The organism is Lysinibacillus fusiformis (genome assembly GCF_016925635.1).
Lineage (GTDB): Bacteria > Bacillota > Bacilli > Bacillales_A > Planococcaceae > Lysinibacillus > Lysinibacillus fusiformis_F.
The window spans coordinates 3,738,896-3,755,783 of the sequence record NZ_CP070490.1 but is presented as its reverse complement, the minus strand read 5'-3'; the positions used below and the strand labels follow the sequence as shown (position 1 = coordinate 3,755,783).

17 protein-coding genes and 1 riboswitch are annotated in these 16,888 nt (G+C 39.7%); of the genes, 6 read left to right on the top strand and 11 right to left on the bottom strand.

All coding sequences use genetic code 11. The features are described from left to right. Positions 1 to 356: 356 nt before the first annotated feature. Positions 357 to 599, bottom strand: coding sequence for a hypothetical protein (locus JTI58_RS18190; RefSeq protein ID WP_205442760.1), 243 nt, complete (start codon positions 597 to 599; stop codon positions 357 to 359). A gap of 231 nt (positions 600 to 830) precedes the next feature. Here JTI58_RS18190 and JTI58_RS18185 point away from each other — a divergent pair, with 231 nt between their 5' ends. The 4 genes from JTI58_RS18185 to JTI58_RS18170 all read left to right on the top strand — a co-directional run bounded on the left by JTI58_RS18185 (position 831) and on the right by JTI58_RS18170 (position 4,451). After that, a complete protein-coding gene (locus JTI58_RS18185) occupies positions 831 to 1,442 on the top strand; it encodes a class I SAM-dependent methyltransferase (protein ID WP_205442759.1) in 612 nt (203 codons plus the stop codon). A gap of 153 nt (positions 1,443 to 1,595) precedes the next feature. Beyond that, positions 1,596 to 2,777: a DUF418 domain-containing protein gene (locus tag JTI58_RS18180; protein ID WP_205442757.1), complete on the top strand. Its 1,182-nt coding sequence runs from the start codon at positions 1,596 to 1,598 to the stop codon at positions 2,775 to 2,777. Next, positions 2,737 to 3,849, top strand: a complete 1,113-nt coding sequence (locus JTI58_RS18175; protein ID WP_205442756.1) for a sensor histidine kinase — start codon at positions 2,737 to 2,739, stop codon at positions 3,847 to 3,849. The genes JTI58_RS18180 and JTI58_RS18175 overlap by 41 nt, the downstream gene beginning before the upstream one ends. Further along, on the top strand, positions 3,846 to 4,451 hold the full coding sequence (locus JTI58_RS18170) for a response regulator transcription factor (RefSeq protein WP_205442755.1): 606 nt from the start codon (positions 3,846 to 3,848) through the stop codon (positions 4,449 to 4,451). Before JTI58_RS18175 ends, JTI58_RS18170 begins: the two co-directional genes overlap by 4 nt. 62 nt (positions 4,452 to 4,513) lie before the next feature. On the opposite strand, the gene JTI58_RS18165 is transcribed toward JTI58_RS18170, so the two are convergent. The 9 genes from JTI58_RS18165 to JTI58_RS25095 all read right to left on the bottom strand — a co-directional run bounded on the left by JTI58_RS18165 (position 4,514) and on the right by JTI58_RS25095 (position 12,524). Then, positions 4,514 to 5,599 (bottom strand): hypothetical protein, encoded by a 1,086-nt coding sequence (locus JTI58_RS18165; protein WP_205442753.1) that lies wholly within the window; start codon positions 5,597 to 5,599, stop codon positions 4,514 to 4,516. A 157-nt stretch (positions 5,600 to 5,756) separates the two neighbouring features. Further along, positions 5,757 to 6,455 carry an ankyrin repeat domain-containing protein gene (locus JTI58_RS18160; RefSeq protein WP_205442752.1) on the bottom strand — a complete coding sequence of 233 codons (699 nt, stop codon included), beginning with the start codon at positions 6,453 to 6,455 and terminating at the stop codon, positions 5,757 to 5,759. Between the two features lie 116 nt (positions 6,456 to 6,571). Beyond that, positions 6,572 to 7,258 (bottom strand): response regulator transcription factor, encoded by a 687-nt coding sequence (locus tag JTI58_RS18155; RefSeq protein ID WP_205442750.1) that lies wholly within the window; start codon positions 7,256 to 7,258, stop codon positions 6,572 to 6,574. Beyond that, positions 7,236 to 8,714: a sensor histidine kinase gene (locus JTI58_RS18150; RefSeq protein ID WP_205442749.1), complete on the bottom strand. Its 1,479-nt coding sequence runs from the start codon at positions 8,712 to 8,714 to the stop codon at positions 7,236 to 7,238. Before JTI58_RS18150 ends, JTI58_RS18155 begins: the two co-directional genes overlap by 23 nt. A gap of 167 nt (positions 8,715 to 8,881) precedes the next feature. Continuing rightward, positions 8,882 to 10,243, bottom strand: coding sequence for a PepSY-associated TM helix domain-containing protein (locus tag JTI58_RS18145; RefSeq protein ID WP_205442748.1), 1,362 nt, complete (start codon positions 10,241 to 10,243; stop codon positions 8,882 to 8,884). Between the two features lie 176 nt (positions 10,244 to 10,419). Next, the gene (locus tag JTI58_RS18140; RefSeq protein WP_205442746.1) at positions 10,420 to 11,439 is read right to left on the bottom strand and encodes a 2,3-butanediol dehydrogenase; all 1,020 of its coding nucleotides are present in this window, start codon (positions 11,437 to 11,439) and stop codon (positions 10,420 to 10,422) included. Positions 11,440 to 11,454: 15 nt separating this feature from the next. Continuing rightward, on the bottom strand, positions 11,455 to 12,084 hold the full coding sequence (locus tag JTI58_RS18135; protein ID WP_243456114.1) for a TetR/AcrR family transcriptional regulator: 630 nt from the start codon (positions 12,082 to 12,084) through the stop codon (positions 11,455 to 11,457). 87 nt (positions 12,085 to 12,171) lie between these two features. Further along, a complete protein-coding gene (locus JTI58_RS18130; protein WP_205442745.1) occupies positions 12,172 to 12,339 on the bottom strand; it encodes a hypothetical protein in 168 nt (55 codons plus the stop codon). A gap of 62 nt (positions 12,340 to 12,401) precedes the next feature. Beyond that, positions 12,402 to 12,524, bottom strand: a complete 123-nt coding sequence (locus tag JTI58_RS25095; RefSeq protein ID WP_279381284.1) for a hypothetical protein — start codon at positions 12,522 to 12,524, stop codon at positions 12,402 to 12,404. A 30-nt stretch (positions 12,525 to 12,554) separates the two neighbouring features. Continuing rightward, a riboswitch (cobalamin riboswitch) is annotated at positions 12,555 to 12,746 on the bottom strand. Between the two features lie 695 nt (positions 12,747 to 13,441). On the opposite strand from JTI58_RS25095, the gene JTI58_RS18125 reads away from it, so the two are divergent. Together JTI58_RS18125 and JTI58_RS18120 are read left to right on the top strand one after the other, a co-directional pair. Further along, entirely contained in the window at positions 13,442 to 13,807 is a 366-nt protein-coding gene (locus JTI58_RS18125) for a VOC family protein (protein WP_205442744.1), read from the top strand. A 243-nt stretch (positions 13,808 to 14,050) separates the two neighbouring features. Next, positions 14,051 to 15,406: a C40 family peptidase gene (locus JTI58_RS18120; RefSeq protein ID WP_205442740.1), complete on the top strand. Its 1,356-nt coding sequence runs from the start codon at positions 14,051 to 14,053 to the stop codon at positions 15,404 to 15,406. Between the two features lie 41 nt (positions 15,407 to 15,447). On the opposite strand, the gene JTI58_RS18115 is transcribed toward JTI58_RS18120, so the two are convergent. Next, a complete protein-coding gene (locus JTI58_RS18115; RefSeq protein WP_205442738.1) occupies positions 15,448 to 16,833 on the bottom strand; it encodes a UDP-N-acetylmuramoyl-tripeptide--D-alanyl-D-alanine ligase in 1,386 nt (461 codons plus the stop codon). Between the last annotated feature and the right edge of the window lie 55 nt (positions 16,834 to 16,888).

Here is a 16,888-nt window from a genome sequence, read left to right as displayed (position 1 = left end):
GAGGGGTGTTGTCACGCATCACTTCTCCACATTGAAAATAAAAATCCTATCCCCCTAAGCATACAGATATTGGGCTATTTGATTGCTATGCTAGTATGAAAAAAAGTAAAGACACTTTTGCAGAATGGTTGATTGGAGTGGAGCCAGCGTCACTCCTAGGGGATTTAGCGTCACAGAGGAGACCCTGGAGCGAACGGAAGTGAGTGAAGCGGCTCATCGAACGCCCCCTGGAAAGGACGCTGGCGGAACGGAAATCAACCCCTCACCTTGCAAAGTTGCTTTTTCTGCCGTTGACATCCTCTTTTTTCAACAACATGACCCTCTTAAGACCATTTTCTTAAGAGGGTTTCTAGTTTTTATCTAAATAAACTTAGTAACGATCCCATCTGCCTCAACATATTAACTCCATTTGTAATCGTCCCAGCATGCCCCATAATCGTATTTAAATGATCTGGTAAATTTCCTAGTCTAGGGCCTTGTTGTTGTTGATTGGGAGAATAGTAAGGTTGCACCATTCTACCTCGAAAAGGTGGGCCAAAATATTGCCTATTGTTTGGCGGATATGGGCCCCTTCTAGCATTCGGCTGAAAATATGGCATTTATACACCCCCTATCTGAAAGCTTCTCACTAGTATATGTGCAAATATTAATAGCGAATTAGACTTTTGAAGAAGAGGTTAAAAATAATAAGGGAACCATACTAGTTTCCCTGTCATACTATAAGAAAAAAAGAAGGTGGTACTATTCAAGGCTCTCATTATCTTACCTTTTTAGCTAAGTTCGGGGTTGGAGGCGCACATCCAGGGGGCATCAATCTATCAAAGGCTGTCTTGCAAGCAGAGAATATCGAGCAAAACGCACATATTTTAGATGTAGGATGTGGTACAGGACAAACGGCTGCTTATTTAGCATCTTCCTATCAAGCAAACGTCACAGGTCTCGATATTCAGCCTATTATGATAGAAAAGGCTCGTCAGCGCATGCAGAAAGCGCGTCTACCTGTCAGTCTTCTGCAAGGCTCTATAGAACAAACCTCGTTAGCGAACGAGTCATTTGACTTGATTCTAGCTGAGTCGGTTCTAACCTTTGTTAATCTACAGCTGGCTTTGCAGGAAATTTATCGTTTATTGAAAAAAGGTGGCCGCTTCATTGCCATTGAATTCACCATTCCCAAAACACTTCGCACTAAACTTACAGAGGACATCCAACAATTTTATGGCTTTCAGTCTCTCCTCACAAAAAAGGATTGGGTAGGACTACTACAACAGGCTGGTTTTCATGATATCCATATACAAAAAAACAAATCCATCTCATCCAAGCCTGAATTTCAAGTTTCCACAGATATGGAATCCGAGTTCTATGAAATGATGGATCAGCACATCGCCATGAATGAAAAATACGAAAAAATTTTAGACTATCGCATCTATACCTGTACAAAATAATGAGCCAGCATCCAAAGCGTTGCTGGTTTTTTGTGCTGTCACAGCATATTTTATGACACCTGTCATCAAGATCCTTTGACTGGTGTGAATAGGTTTTCTTTTGAGATTTTCTTATCCTTAAGGTAAGAAAACAAAGAAAGAGTGATCGAACTTATGCAAACGCAACAAAGACTTCCTTTTATCGATATGTTAAGAGGCTTTGCCGTTTTAGGAACGCTCGGCACAAATATTTGGATTTTTGCCTATTTAGGAGATTTATCGTATATCACAACAAGTAACTATTCTGGTTGGTGGTCCTTCCATGATTTTTTACGAATGGTCGTATTATTTTTCGTTAATGGTAAGCTGCTTGGACTTTTAACGATTATGTTTGGGGTGGGCTTACAATTAAAATATCAGCAAGCCTTACGTAGAGGCACAGCTTGGCCTGGCGTGTATCTGTGGACTATCATCTTTTTAGGTTTGGAGGGGCTGCTACATTACACGCTTGTGATGGAATATGATATTTTAATGAGCTATGCCGTCACAGCATTCATCGTCTCTTTTATTGTGCGTTTGGGAGACAAGGTCATGACAGGCGCCTTCTATCTTTTTGGTGGCTTTCACGTTCTATTGATTCTGCTTATTTTTATCAGTACCTTACAAGGAGCAGGAGTTTCCTTAAATGGTATGGCGTCCGTTGCCACGCTATATGAACATGGCACATGGCTTGCGCAGGTACAGCATCGTCTAACAAACTTTTTATTTTATCGCTCAGAAGCTATTTTTATTATCCCAATGAATGTCTTTTTATTTTTACTTGGCGTGAAGTTCATGCGTAATGAGGTATTTTCACCAACAGACAAAGGACGCCTTGCTCGACAAAAGCTATTTAAGATTGGTGTATTCATTGGCATTCCTATCAATCTGCTTATTTTTATTCCTGGTGGGCTTTTTGATTTACCTGTTCGCTATCTATGTGCCCCTATTCTATCTATTGGCTATATTGGAATTTTAGGTAAACTGGTAGAATATAAGAGGCTAGATTGGCTTTGGCAGCGCTTTGCCTATGTCGGCAAAATGTCTTTAAGCTGCTATGTCCTCCAAAACGTGCTTGCGTCGATCATTTTTTATGGCTGGGGGCTTGGCTTAGGCGGGCAAGTCAATAGCTTCACCGTCATTGGTATTTGGCTATCTCTATCAATCTTACAACTAGTCATAGCATTCGCTTGGTTACAGCCATTTCAAATGGGTCCGATGGAATGGCTTCGTAAAAAAGCCCTTCAAGCAATGACACAGCAATCAGCAACAAAGGATGGTGCTAGTAATAAAAATATATCCAAGAGAACAAATTAAGCATTATTTAATCATTGATACAGCTTCTGTCATTTTCTTGATCACTATGGTGCTATGGTCTCATTCCCTTCCCTTAACTATGAAAATAGCAGTGCTCCTTTTATACCTAATAGCCTTCTACATTGCTTTATGGCATCGAGATGGGAGGCTACTTGTTGCATCACTAGTAGCCTTTGTCCTTATCACCTTACTTGGCATTTTAGTCGATCCTTTTATGCTTATTTTTGGCTTTACCTTTGCCGATTTACTAGGACGGGCAAAATCAAAAAGGCATATTGCCTGTGGAATCGTAGCCATCGCTGTTATGTTTTTGACGGTCATGTACATAACAACAGATTCATTTTTACAAAAGGAGTCACTGGTGCTAGTACCGATTATGATGTTTCAGCTGGTGCTCCCGATTCTCATTTATTTTGTGGAAAAGTCGAAAAATCTGCAAGCCGAACTGGCTGACGTGAATACACAGCTTGTTCAGCAAGAGGAACGACAGCGAATTGCTAGAGACCTTCATGATACAATCGGTCATACACTCACAATGATTAAAGTGAAAACCGAGCTAACGACAAAACTAATCGACCGAGATCCTTCAAGCGTGAAGCCTGAGCTACATGATATATTAGCCACTACCCGTACAGCCTTAAAACAGGTACGGGAGCTTGTGTCTGAGATGAATTTTATTTCGTTGCAAACGGAGCTTGTCCATTGCCAACAGCTTTTACAAAGTGCGAATATTACGACAACCCTGGCCAATCAATGTCCTCAAATCGTACTTTCTAGTGTGGAGGAAACGATGCTCGCTTTATGTGTACGAGAAGCCACTACGAATATTCTCAAGCATAGTCAGGCAAAAAAATGCCATATCACCATCCATTGTCATGCTGGACAATATACCCTTGTGATGAAGGACGATGGCATCGGTTTACAGTCACAAGGACGCGGGAATGGCATCCACTCCATAAAAGAAAGAATGCATATGCTGCAAGGCTATGCCATGATTGACAGTGACACACCAACAGGCACAAGTGTCACACTTACTTTACCAATTCAAGATGGAAAGGAGCCTCTAACATGATACGTGTATTACTAGCAGAGGACCAGCAAATGTTACGTGGTGCCTTGACTTCGCTCTTAGCATTTGAACCTGATATTGAGGTCATAGCCGAGGTGGCAGATGGTCAACAAGCATGGGAATTTATCCAGCAGGAGCCACCAGATATTTGCCTCGTCGATATCGAAATGCCCCATCTGTCAGGGCTAGAGCTTGCTGAAAAAATACAACAGGCCAACCTCCCTTGCAAGGTGATGATTGTAACAACCTTTGCACGCCCAGGCTATTTACAGAAGGCAATCGATTGCGAGGTACACGGCTATCTATTGAAAGATGAACCGATTGATTATTTAATCGCTACTATCCGAAAAATCATGCAGGGAGAAAAGGTGGTCAGCAAGGATTTAGCTGCTTCCTTATTTATGAAGGAGCAAAACCCTTTAAATGAACGAGAAATAGCGGTACTTCAGCTAGTCAAAGAAGGCTTGACTACAAACGAAATCAGTAAGCAATTATATTTAACAAAGGGCACAATTCGCAATTATTTATCAACCTCTATCCAAAAGCTACAAGTGGAATCCAGACAGCAAGCCGCTCAGGTAGCAGGTGAAAAAGGCTGGCTATAAAAAAATCTCGCCACAGCCGTGACGAGATTTTTACGATGTTAAACATTATTTCACGGAAACGATTATTTTCCTTGTAGCACTACATTTGTCGCTGTAGCCCAGTTATTTAATGGGATAACAGTATAGCTGACATTTGCCTTCAACGTGCCACCGTTCGCTAGATCAAAAATGCCCACAGCACCTTTACGTGATGAATAACGATATTGCGCTTGCAATGTGCTTCCATCATTTCCTTTTAGCTCTACACTTCGGCCAGCAAGTAAATCAGATGGTGGATCGTTTCTTAATTGTAATTCAAAGGATTTTTCATCTATTGCTTTCGCTGATTGCAGGGCGAATGGCGCGATTTCATTCGCTACAAAGCTCTTTCCATCTATCTCCGCCCATTGTGCGTACACACGGTAAGTCACACCTGATTTTAAAATTTTGCCAGCAGGAAGTCTAAATTGAGGAGCTTGTCTGCCATCAGCTGCTTGTGTAAATGGTACATAATTAGCGACAAACGCTTCTCCCTCACTTGTTTTCACTGTCACATAGCGATCACGTAATGAAGAAATAACATCAAAGCGTTTTCCGCTAGCATCTCGATTATGACGATCTAAGCTAAATGCTAAATCTCCACGACCCGCGCGATAGGCTTCAATAATGTTAGCATAGTCTACTACGCCATCCTCCTGGAATGATTCCAACGTGAATGTATCGTTTGTGACTTGCTCCACATGGCGTACATACACCTTTTCATCCGTGCCCTCAAAAACTTGATTGCGTTGCTCTTTATAGCTCAAAGTATAAATAAAATCATCTTCTTGGAATGTTGTCGGTACAATATATGTACTCTTAGAACCTGTCATTAAGCGTGGCACATTGACAATCGCTAAATCCCCATTAAAAGTAAAATGTTTTTTAATGGCAACTAAATTATTTAGGTCTACATCAGCAGCTGCTAATGACTGATTAAATGTAATTTGTAGTGTCATCGTATTTAATGGTTTGATGTTTGTTATTTTAGCTACTTGCTCATTTTCCGCTGCTGCTACCGCTTTATTGCTTGCTGCATCCACATTTAATGGCTCGCCTACGGTTACTAGACCTGCTGATAATACCGATATAGCTAATGCTGCTGGGACAAGACGTTTTCTTAATTTCATTTGTTGAACTCCCCTTTATGGTGTTATTTGGTTTACAAAATTTATCATAAGGTCCATATCTAAACTGCCAATAAATAAATGATTAAAAAAGAATTAAAAAATAGGAAAAATAATTTAAGAACAAAAAAACTGTAGAGAGCCGTCTCTACAGTTTGGGTTATGTCGCGCCTGCTGCAAGGAGGATTTGTTCGATCTCTTTAAATCCTCGCTGTTTTGCATGTTGCAGTGGTGTCACCTTATTTTGATCGGGAATATTCACATCAGCACCATGTTCAATCAGCAGTTGTACCACGGTTTGCTGTGGTGCATTGCCGTTATTTAAGACAATTGCCTCCATCAGGGCTGTCCAGCCTAAATGATTCACATGATTGACGTCCATGTCAGTATTGCTCAATAGCTCCTCGATGACCTCCACATGACCATGTTCTGCTGCTGGTATGAGTGCTGTTCCCCCATATCGATTTAAAATAGTCGGATCGGCACCAGCTTGGATGGTCATTTTTAAAATAGCCAGATAGCCTTCCGCCCCTGCATAGAGAAACGGCGTATTTTGCTGATTATCCTGAATATTAACATCTGCTCCTGCATCTATTAATAATTTCGCTGCCTCTATATCCTGATTATAGGTAGCAATCATTAAGGCTGTTCGGTTATTTGAATCCTGAGCATCGATATTCACGTTTTGACTTAAAACATGTTGAAGCCCATCGATATCTCCCTTTTCAGCTGCCTTCAACAACGCACTCGACCAATCTGTTTGCACCACTTCACTATGCTGGATCGTCTCTGTATCATGTAAGGCACACCCTTGTAGTAAAAATGTTAATGCGATGATAACTGCCTGCCTCTTCTTCAATTTTCATACACCGCCTTTCTTTTCCTCAGTGTAAGTGGTAATGCTAAATTCCCCATTAATGAATTCTTAAAAAAGTCTAAAAAAATCCCCCGCCACAAGGACGAGGTAGTTTGTACTTAAACATTGAAGCGGTAGCCTGCACCCCATACTGTTTCCAAAAACTTGGGCTGTGCTGGATCTCGTTCAATTTTTTCACGGAGCTTTCGGATATGAACGGTGACAGTCGAAACATCTGCAGCGGATTCATAGCCCCAGTTTCGCTCATAGAGTTGCTCTTTACTTAAAACTTGATTGGGGTGTTTGACAAAAAAGACGAGTAAATCAAATTCCTTTGTTGTAAAGGCAATTTCATCCCCATTGACAAACACCTTTCTAGCCGAAGTATCGATTGTAATGCCATGAATGGACATCATATGATTCGTTTGCTGATTGGTTGCCAGTCGCTCATATCTTGATAAATGAGCCTTGACCCTTGCCACTAATTCACTCGGACTAAATGGTTTCGTAATATAATCATCCGCTCCTAGTCCAAGACCGCGAATTTTATCAATATCCTCTTTTTTAGCTGAAACAAATAAAATGGGAATATTGTGTACGGCTCGAATCTGTTTACAAATTTCAAAGCCACTCATCCCAGGCAGCATAATATCCAAAATGATTAAATCATAATTGCCTTCAAGTGCCTGCTTTAGTCCATCCTCTCCATGATGTTGGATAGCTACTGTAAAACCATTAATTTCTAAATAATCTCGTTGAAGCTCTGCTATGCTCACTTCATCTTCAATTAGCAGAATTTTTTTCATGATGATTCACCTTCTCCTCATCTTTTTTCAATGAAATGACTATGCTCGTCCCCTTCGTTAATTCGCTCTTTGCCCAAATATCGCCGCCCATTTCAACAACGATTTGTTTTGCAATGGCTAACCCTAAGCCACTGCCACCTGTTTGCGAATTACGTGAAAGCTCCGCACGGTAAAAACGATCAAAAATATAGGGTAATGCGGCAGGATCAATGCCTGCACCATTATCTGTTACCTGAATAATTGCATCCTCTGCTCGCTCATGCAATGAAATAATAATCTGTTTATACGGCTTATCCATATATTTTTCGCTATTGCTTAATAGGTTCGTCAAGACACGTCTTAATTTATCTCGGTCCGCCATCGCAAAAAGCGGCGAGCCTGCTGATATATATTGTAAATGAATGTCTCGTGCAATAAAATCAAAGCTCGCATCCTCTACATAATCATGCATATATTGCTGGAGATTGACGCTTTCCATTTGGAATGGAATCTTTTTTAAATCCAATTTAGAAAATAAGAATAGCTCATCAATTAATACATCCATATCCTTTGCTTTTGTATAGATAGTTGTTAAATATTTATCCATTTTTTCCTCTGTATTCGCCACACCATCTTTAATGCCCTCCACATAGCCGATAATAGAAGTCATTGGCGTTTTTAAATCATGGGAGATATTGGAGATGAGCTCTTTCCGATTTTCCTCATATTGGAGCTGAAGCTGGATTGATTCTTTTAATTTGACTCTCATTTCCTCGAATGACCGATTCAGCTGTCCAATTTCATCATTCGAGTAGGACGCAATCTCAAAATTCAAGTCGCCCGATTTAATGCGTTCCGCCCCTTTTTTTAATGCTGAGATCGGTTTAATAATACTTCTTGAGACTAAATAATTTAAAAAACCAATAATCATCATAAATAAGACAAATAAAATACCTAAAAGAATTGGTAAAAGTTCTCGCGTTACCTCCGCATGGGAACTAACCTCTCTCAAAACGAAAATACTTCCCGCTGTTTGATCGGGGAAATAAAAATCAAATTTGACATACGTATAAAAGGCCTGATTTATCATAATCGTGTCACGAGAATTAATATTGGTCGCTTCAAAACCAGGTAAACTTTGAAGCAATAATTGTTTATGCTCTTTCTGCGTTGAATAAACAATTTGATGATCTTTTCGTACCACAATCTCAATCGAAGGCGCATTGATTTTTTCTAGCTGTTCGAGATCTAAAAGCTGCTGGGGATTATTTTTAGCTAGCCATTTTAAATCTAGAAAGGCATTTTCCTCCACCGTCGTCAAAGGTTTTTGGACATAGGATTTTTTATAAAAATGCTCAATTGCTTTGACATCGCCCGTAATGGCAAAGGAAAAAAGAAATACGGCTGCTAGTAAAAGTGTGATGGCAATGATAATGACACCCACATACGATAGCAAAAACCTTGTTTTAATTGACATCTACATTCCCCCAATAAGCTGAAACTACTAGCAATGTACCATACAAATCTTAAAACTTTATAAAATCATGCTGAAAAATCTATAAACAATTTATAGTATTGCGCTCATGCTAGTGAAATAAACAAAAAAAGATACGGCACAATCCTGCTATGCCGTATCTCTATGCTTTATTTAGTTTCTTCTGCTCTTAACTTCTTCTTTGTTTGCCAGCCTAAAATGAGGAGTTCAATCAACACCACAGCGATTAATGAAGCACCAAATAGTGGCATTACAATCCCTAAAATCACAAGGAAAATGATGAATGGCATGGACATTTTATGAGAAATTTGCGGTGGTGCAGACAGCTCCCCTTTTTTTCTACGTAAAATCCAAGTGCGAATTCCCCACATAATTACAGCTAAAAAGGCTAGACAAACCACTAAATTTAATAGCTTATTCGGCCAGCCGAATAAATGCCCCTCATGTAATGGGATACCCCATGTAAAGAATTTGGCTAGCATGCCATAATCGTCATAATTCACTTGATCGATAAACTTCCCACTATACTGATCAAAATACATTGTGGCTTCGGCTGTAGGCTTCACATCCAGCCCTGTTACACCAGAATTACTAGCCTTCGCCACTGTATAGACACCCTCACCGTTTGACGGATAAATAATCGAATATGGCTTAGTGATATTCTTGGCATTGATTTCTTTTTCAAGTTGAGCAATCGTCATTTGGCTGTCGTTCGTATAACGGACAGCGCCACCACCATGATGCTGTGCATGTTCTCCTTCTGATGTGGGTGCCTCTAATTGACGAGTGGCCCATGGCATTTCAGAGACATCAGATGTTGGTGGCTTTTGTTGAAGTAATGGATACCCAAAAGTAGGATTTTCTGAAGCTATATCTGCTAGCATCGAACCTTGAAAAGCAGACCATAATAGCCCTGTAGAAATAAACATCACCATTGGAATCGTAATGATTGTCCCAACAAGTGCATGCAATCTCTTACTTTTTTGTCTCTTATTCTCCGACTTGCCCTTCTTTAAGAGATTTCCTTTGAATGTCATATAAAGCCCTGACAGTAATAAAAAGATCGTCCAACATGCCGCCAGTTCTACTAAATAGTTCACAAAGGTACCACCAATAAAGAGGGAGCTATGCGTATTTCTCATAATATTTGAAAATGTATAATCGGCATCCTGACTACCAACCATTTGATTGTGGTCATCTAAAAATACGTACTTTTGTTTAGTGCCATTTGATAAAGTTAAACGCGTATTATAAGGCTCCTCCAACATAATCACTTTTGTAGTAGAGTATCCAGCAAATGCCGCCTCCGCTTTTTCCACGGCCTCATCAATTGTTAAGACCTCTTCCTTATGGCTCTCACCAAAGAAATAATCGTCATATAATCGGTTTTCTACATCTGTAAAAAACAAATAACCAATCCCACTTAATGTGAGAGACAGCAATAAAGGCGTAATAAAAAGTGCTGCGAAAAAATGCAGTCGCCAAAACCTTGAATAAAGCAAATTTTTCATATTTGATCTCCAATCTCTCTATTTATAGCAGATTAATTATATAAATAAAAAGTGAAATATGAATGAAGTCCTAAAGGCAGTTTTATGACAAACAAATGTATTCCAATTGGTATTGTTATTAATGTAGCCAAAAAAATCATAGCCAAACCTGCAAGTTCGGCTATGATTTCGGTAAATTACAAACTCATATTGACAAGAATTTTACATTGGCTACGGTCTTTTGTTAATGCCTCGAAGCCTTTTTCCACGATATCTTCTAAAGCAATTTGGCTTGTGATGACAGCTTGTCCATCAATCACACCACGAGCAAGTAATCGAATCACTTCAGGGAAAATATTCACATAGGCGAACGAGCCACTAAGTTTCACTTCTGGTGAAACCACCGCATTTGGGTTAAATTCTACAGGTCTTTCCCAAACGCTGACGATTTTAAATTCGCCGCCTGGATGAACAGCACTAACACCGCTTGTAAATGTTGCTTGCACACCTGCTGCATCATACGCAACATCTACCCCACCAGTTGTTTTTTCACGAATAAACGCTACTGCATCTGTGTCGATTGGATTCATGACATAGGTCGCGCCTAATTCAAGTGCTTTTTGGCGTCGTTCATCCGAAACCTCTACGACAAAAATTTCGCTTGCCCCCGCAGCTTTCACAGCCTGCAAGACTAATAATCCAATAGGACCTGCGCCAAAAATGGCCGCTGTATCACCAAGCTTTAATTGACTTTGACGAACTGCATGAACCGCTACGGCTGTCGGTTCAACAAGTGCGCCTAGCTCTAGGCTCATATTCTCAGGAAGAAGATGAATGTTTTCCTCTTGCACGACTGCATATTCAGCAAATCCTCCAGAAATCGTATAGCCATAAGATTGACCACGCTTACATAAGTTGGAATAGCCACGTCGACAATTATCACATTTACCACATGGGATTGGTGGCTCCACTGCCACACGATCACCTACTTTTGTCTGTGTAACGCCTTCTGCAACCTCTACAACGACACCTGCAAATTCATGACCTAAAACGGGTTGTGTACGGAATGCATAAGCCCCGCCTACATATTCATGTAAATCACTACCACAAATTCCAGCAAAGGCAACTTTCACTTTCACCATGCCTGGTGCTAGTGCTGGCAGTTGTGCCTCCTCTACTCGAATATCTTTTATTCCGTAAAATTTTGCTGCTTTCATCTTATTACCTTCTTTTTATAATTTTGTTTGAAGACCATGTAACACGAAATTGACAGCAAGCTCCGCAATCTGTTCAGGTGTTGCTTGTAAGGAAGAACGATTTAAAAACGGATTGTTCAAGGAATACATTAAGGTCCCCATAATAAAGTTCAACGCAACATCAAGTGACTCGAAGTGAATGGTCTGCTGCTCCTGACAAGCCAATAAAATTGTCCGAAGCTGCTCCCAGGAAGGTAAAAACACATCCTTTAGCATCTCAAGCCTTGGACTATTCATAACAATTTCTTGCTGTAAAATATCAATTAATTCATGCTCATGGATTCGGTAAAGAACAAAGTTTCGACAAAAGCTATGAAGCGCACCGATTGAATCTTCAACATCATAATGAGCATTCATAAAGGTGTGGCGTAGCGGTTCAAATAATGCATTAAAGACCTTTTCCTTACCACCAAAATGATAGGAAACAAGTGCAAGTGACACATCTGCTTCTTCACAAATTTGTCTCACCGTTGTACCATCAAAGCCCCTAGATGAAAACAAGGCTTTTGCCGCTTGTAAAATTTGATCCTTTACCTCTTTATTTTTTTCTTTTTGATCGATCGTACTCACCTCTTTTTTGAACAAATGTTCAAAACGATTGTTCAACGAAATTGTACGCCTCCTATAAATAATTGTCAAAGCATGCGCTTATTAAAAAAGGCTACTTCGTTTTTCGAAGTAGCCAAACATATTCTATCCTATTAATTCTTTCAAAACATTGGCATACGCTGCTAAAATAGATGGCTCATGTGTAGCATCATGCCCAACATATTGTTCGACAAGCTCCTTTAAAGGTCTAGGCTCTTGCATAATTTCAAATTTAAATAAGCTTTCATAGTACTCAACAACTTGTGGATTCATGTGGACCGCTCCTTTAATTTTTTACATAAAAAAACATCTTTCCCTCATCAGAAAGATGTCTACTATGACAAATACACGACATAATACGATGGCTGCCAACTCGAAAGAAGCTTTCTATTAAACATAGAAGCTACCTTTTTAGCAATCATCGTACTATGAGCATGCAGGAGAAATTCTCTAGTCACACTCAACACCCCCTATCCGCGTAGGTTTTTTGGCTGTACTAGATAAAGGCAGGTCTCCTGGCTCATGTTCATCACACCTTTCACCTTCCCATTACGACTCGTAACAGTGGCCTTTTGAAATGTGCTCCCATTTACAGTTGCGGGACAGCGTCGGATTCACACCGATCTTCCCTTTTAAACAAATCCAAAAATCGGATTTGTACCTCTATCCTATTATTCCGTTTTTATTATTATACCATAGTATTAAATCTTAACAGCATAGAAATGTCGCGCTTTCCTTCAATTTTGAGGTTGTATCCACTAGTTTTGGCGTGCTATCCTTCACTTTTGAGGTTCTAACCACTAGTTTAGGAACGCTTTCCTCTACTTTTGGATTTCTATCCTCTACTTTCGGAGTTCTATCCACCTGTTTTAGAACGCTTTCCTCTACTTTTGAGATTCTATCCACCTGTTTAAGCGCTTTCCTTCTCTTTGATGATTCTATCCGCCAGTTTTGGAGCGCTATCCTCTACTTTCGGAGTGCTATCCACCACTTTTGAGGTTCTATCCACTAGTTTAGAGGCTATCCTTCTCTTTGATGATTCTATCCGCCAGTTTTAGAACGCTATCCTCTACTTTTGGAGTGCTATCCACTAGTTTAAATTCTATCCTTCTCTTTGATGATTCTATCCATTAGTTTAGAGGCTATCCTTCTCTTTGATGATTCTATCCGCCAGTTTTGGAGCGCTATCCTCTACTTTCGGAGTTCTATCCACCTGTTTAAACGCTATCCTTCTCTTTGATGATTCTATCCACCACTTTTAGAACGCTATCCTCCACTTTTGAGATTCTATCCACCTGTTTACCAGCTTTCCTCCTCTTCGATTTCAAATATTTAGAAATTACTCTATAATTAAGGAAAAAGGGGGCGTTATGAGATGATTATGGGTTTACATCATGTGCAAATTACGATTCCGAAAGGCTGTGAGGAGCAGGGGAAGGATTTTTATTGCCGTGTCTTAGGACTTCAGGAATTGGAGAAACCGGACTCACTTAAAGGTCGTGGGGGATTTTGGTTACAGCTTGGTCAGCAGGAGGTTCATGTGGGCACGGAAGATGGCTTCGATCGTTTGACAACAAAGGCGCATATTGCGTATCAAGTAGCGGATATTCAGTATTGGAGGAAGAAACTCGCAGAACATCAAATCGAGATACTCGATTCTGTGCCCATTCCTCATTACGAGCGCTTTGAATTCCGTGATCCGTTTGGCAATCGCGTAGAAATGATACAGGAAATCGTGTAAGCTGCCTCGTTTTGGGGCAGTTTTTTTCATGGAATTGTTCCATATTACATCTTACTGAAACATTTGTAATAAAACTGTAAATTCCCTTGATAAAGCCTTTTATAGCAAGTGTTGAGGCCCTACCTTCCGTTACCCTGGTAACATTTACCGCCCAGAAGCCCTACATTTTCATGCTACGATTATTTCCATGGCAAAGGTATACAGGAGAAATCCTACTAGATGCTTTAGGAGGTTATACACAACATGAATAAACGATTTTTATCTACAACACTTGCATTAACAATTGGATTTAGTTCATTTGGAATGGTGCAAACAGCGATCCAGCCGATACAAGTAGAGGCTGCGACAACCAATGCCCAGAACAACGCACAGGCGGTAGCTGCAAAAGCAGACCAATTAATTCAGACTGGTAAAAGCTTAATGGGGCAAGCAACATACAGCAATTCGGTTTACAAGCCTACATACCCATACAAATTTTCTTGTGCTTCATTTTTAATGTACATCTTCGAGAAAAACGGGGTAGACCTTGGTACGTATAATGAAAATTATATGATTCAGCAAGGGACCTATGTAGCGAGAAACCAATTACAAAAAGGCGATTTAGTGTTCTTTAAAAGTAAAAAAACAGGGACTGATCCCGATCATGTCGGTATGTATATCGGAGACAATAAAATCATCCACATGGCTGATACCAAACAAAATATTGTTATCTCTGATTTAAATAGTAAGCCGTATTATACGGAAAACTATGTATCTGCACGTAGAGTATTACCTACCCTACTATCTGCCAATCCAGCTACAAAAGGCGATAAAATTGTAGAGAATGCCCTCACATATAAAAACAAAGTAACGATTAGCTCAACAACAAATGAGGCTAGTCTACGCTTTACAGCTCCAACTTTTGTTGATTTCATCTATCGTAAAAGTGGTGTGACACTCGGCTCAACTTCATTAAACGATTTAATGAGTCAAGGATCTACTGTGGCACGTGCTAACTTGAAGAAGGGTGATTTAGTCTTCTTTAATAGTGTTAAAGGCTCTAAAACACCTTCACTTGTCGGAATTTATGCAGGTGATCATCGTATCATTATCCCTAATTCAGATGGTGTGATGACAAGAGTGTTATTTGTAGATTATTATACTGAACATTATATTACAGCGAAGCGCGTTTTCTCTGATAGCACCTCTACACCCAGTGTAAGTGCACCTTCAGCAAGTACATCTGCCGATAAAATTATTGCCACTGCTTCGGGCTTAACAAGCAAAGCAAAATTCGGTTATACGTACAATGAGAGTGCACTGACTTTTACAAGTGCGGGTTTTACTTATTATGTCTTTAAAAAGCATGGTATTGATTTAAAAGATAAACTAGCAAGTAAACAGGCTTTAGTAGGGACACGTATTCAAAAATCACAGCTTCAAAAAGGGGATCTACTGTTCTTCTCTACGAATAATGGTGGACAAGAAATCACTCAAACGGGTATTTATATAGGGAATAACCAATATATTAGTATGACAACTAATAATATTGTGAAACAAAACATTTCTTCGACTTGGGCACAAAAGAATTTTGTAACCGCTCGACGTGTTTTAAAATAAATTAGGATGGGGTGTCTCACTCATGTTGAGACACCCTTTTTCTATGCGTTTTTCAGTTTATTGGCAAATTCAATCATGGATCTACTAGACATTGGTCCTTTTATTAAGACAATCGTGTCTGCATCAAGCTTTGGTTTCAATAATTCTAAAACGCCTACTACCTCTTTAAACGTATGAACCTCTGCGCTGGTTCCATCCTTTTGTGCTTGATCGGCAATTTTCTCTGCCCTTTTGCCGATGGTAATTAATGTATCGATCTTTCTTAGTGCTACCATGGAGCCGATTTCGCGATGATATTTTTCTTCAAAATTGCCTAATCGCTTAATATCCCCTAAAACGAGAATGACTTTTTTGTCTTTTCCTACCGTATCTAACACTTTTAAGGCTGCCTCTACAGATGTCGGGTTATTTGTCCACGTATCATCAATAATCGTACTGTCACCAAGTCCTGTCGTAAATTCTAAATGTCTTGCCATCTGTTTAAACGTTCTTAGCCCTGCTATTGCCTGACGAATGGTCAGACCCATTTCATGACTAGCTGCGATGGCGGCTAAAGCATTATAGACCTGATGCTCGCCATAGCCAGGGACAAATACATTGTACGTTTCATCCGCTACTTCTAAAACAAACTTCATACCCGTATTGGCAAACTCTACTTTCGAAGCCTTATAATCTGCCGTATCCTGTAAGCCAAACTTGATAATCTTCCCTTTAAATCTTTTCAATGAGATTTTTTTGGTATTGGCATCATCAGCATTGATGATTAATGTGCCATCCTCTTTAATACCTTCCACAATTTCTGATTTGGCCTTAATATAGCCTTCCAGATTGAGACAGCCATCTAGATGATGCACACCAATATTTGTAATAATCCCGATAGTCGGTTGATAGATCATACATTGATGTTTAATATTCCCCGTATTCCCTAAGCCTAATTCAAAGATAGCGGCTTGTGTTTTATCATCAATGCCCGTCAAATAAGGTAGTGATTGCCTTGGCTCGTTTTTACTGCTGACAGATGCTTGCACTTGCCAATGTTTACTAGCAATATGTTTTAACATCTCTTTTGTTGTTGTTTTACCACAAGTTCCTGTTAAAGCCACAACGGGAATTTGAAAGAGTCCACGATAATACTCGATAAATGTCCAGTAGGCCTGTGCAACACTTTTTACTTGTAAAACGGTTGTATTCGCTAGTGCATTTTTTAACTCTGTAGACGGTTTATCGGATATGATGAGAGACGGACCTTTCCGATCAATCTCTTGCCAATTGATTTGATCGTTTCGACTAACAAACATAAGTGAATGACTTTTTGTTAAATCATGCCGATTATAGTAGATTGCCTGCTTAACAGACCATTGATCTGATCCGTGAATGAGCTTTCCCTGTAGGACATTCCTAAGTTTTTGCACACTAATAGATTGCAAGTGTACTACGCCTCCTCTCTTTATCAATCTTGTAGATGACTTATTTTTTCTCTTG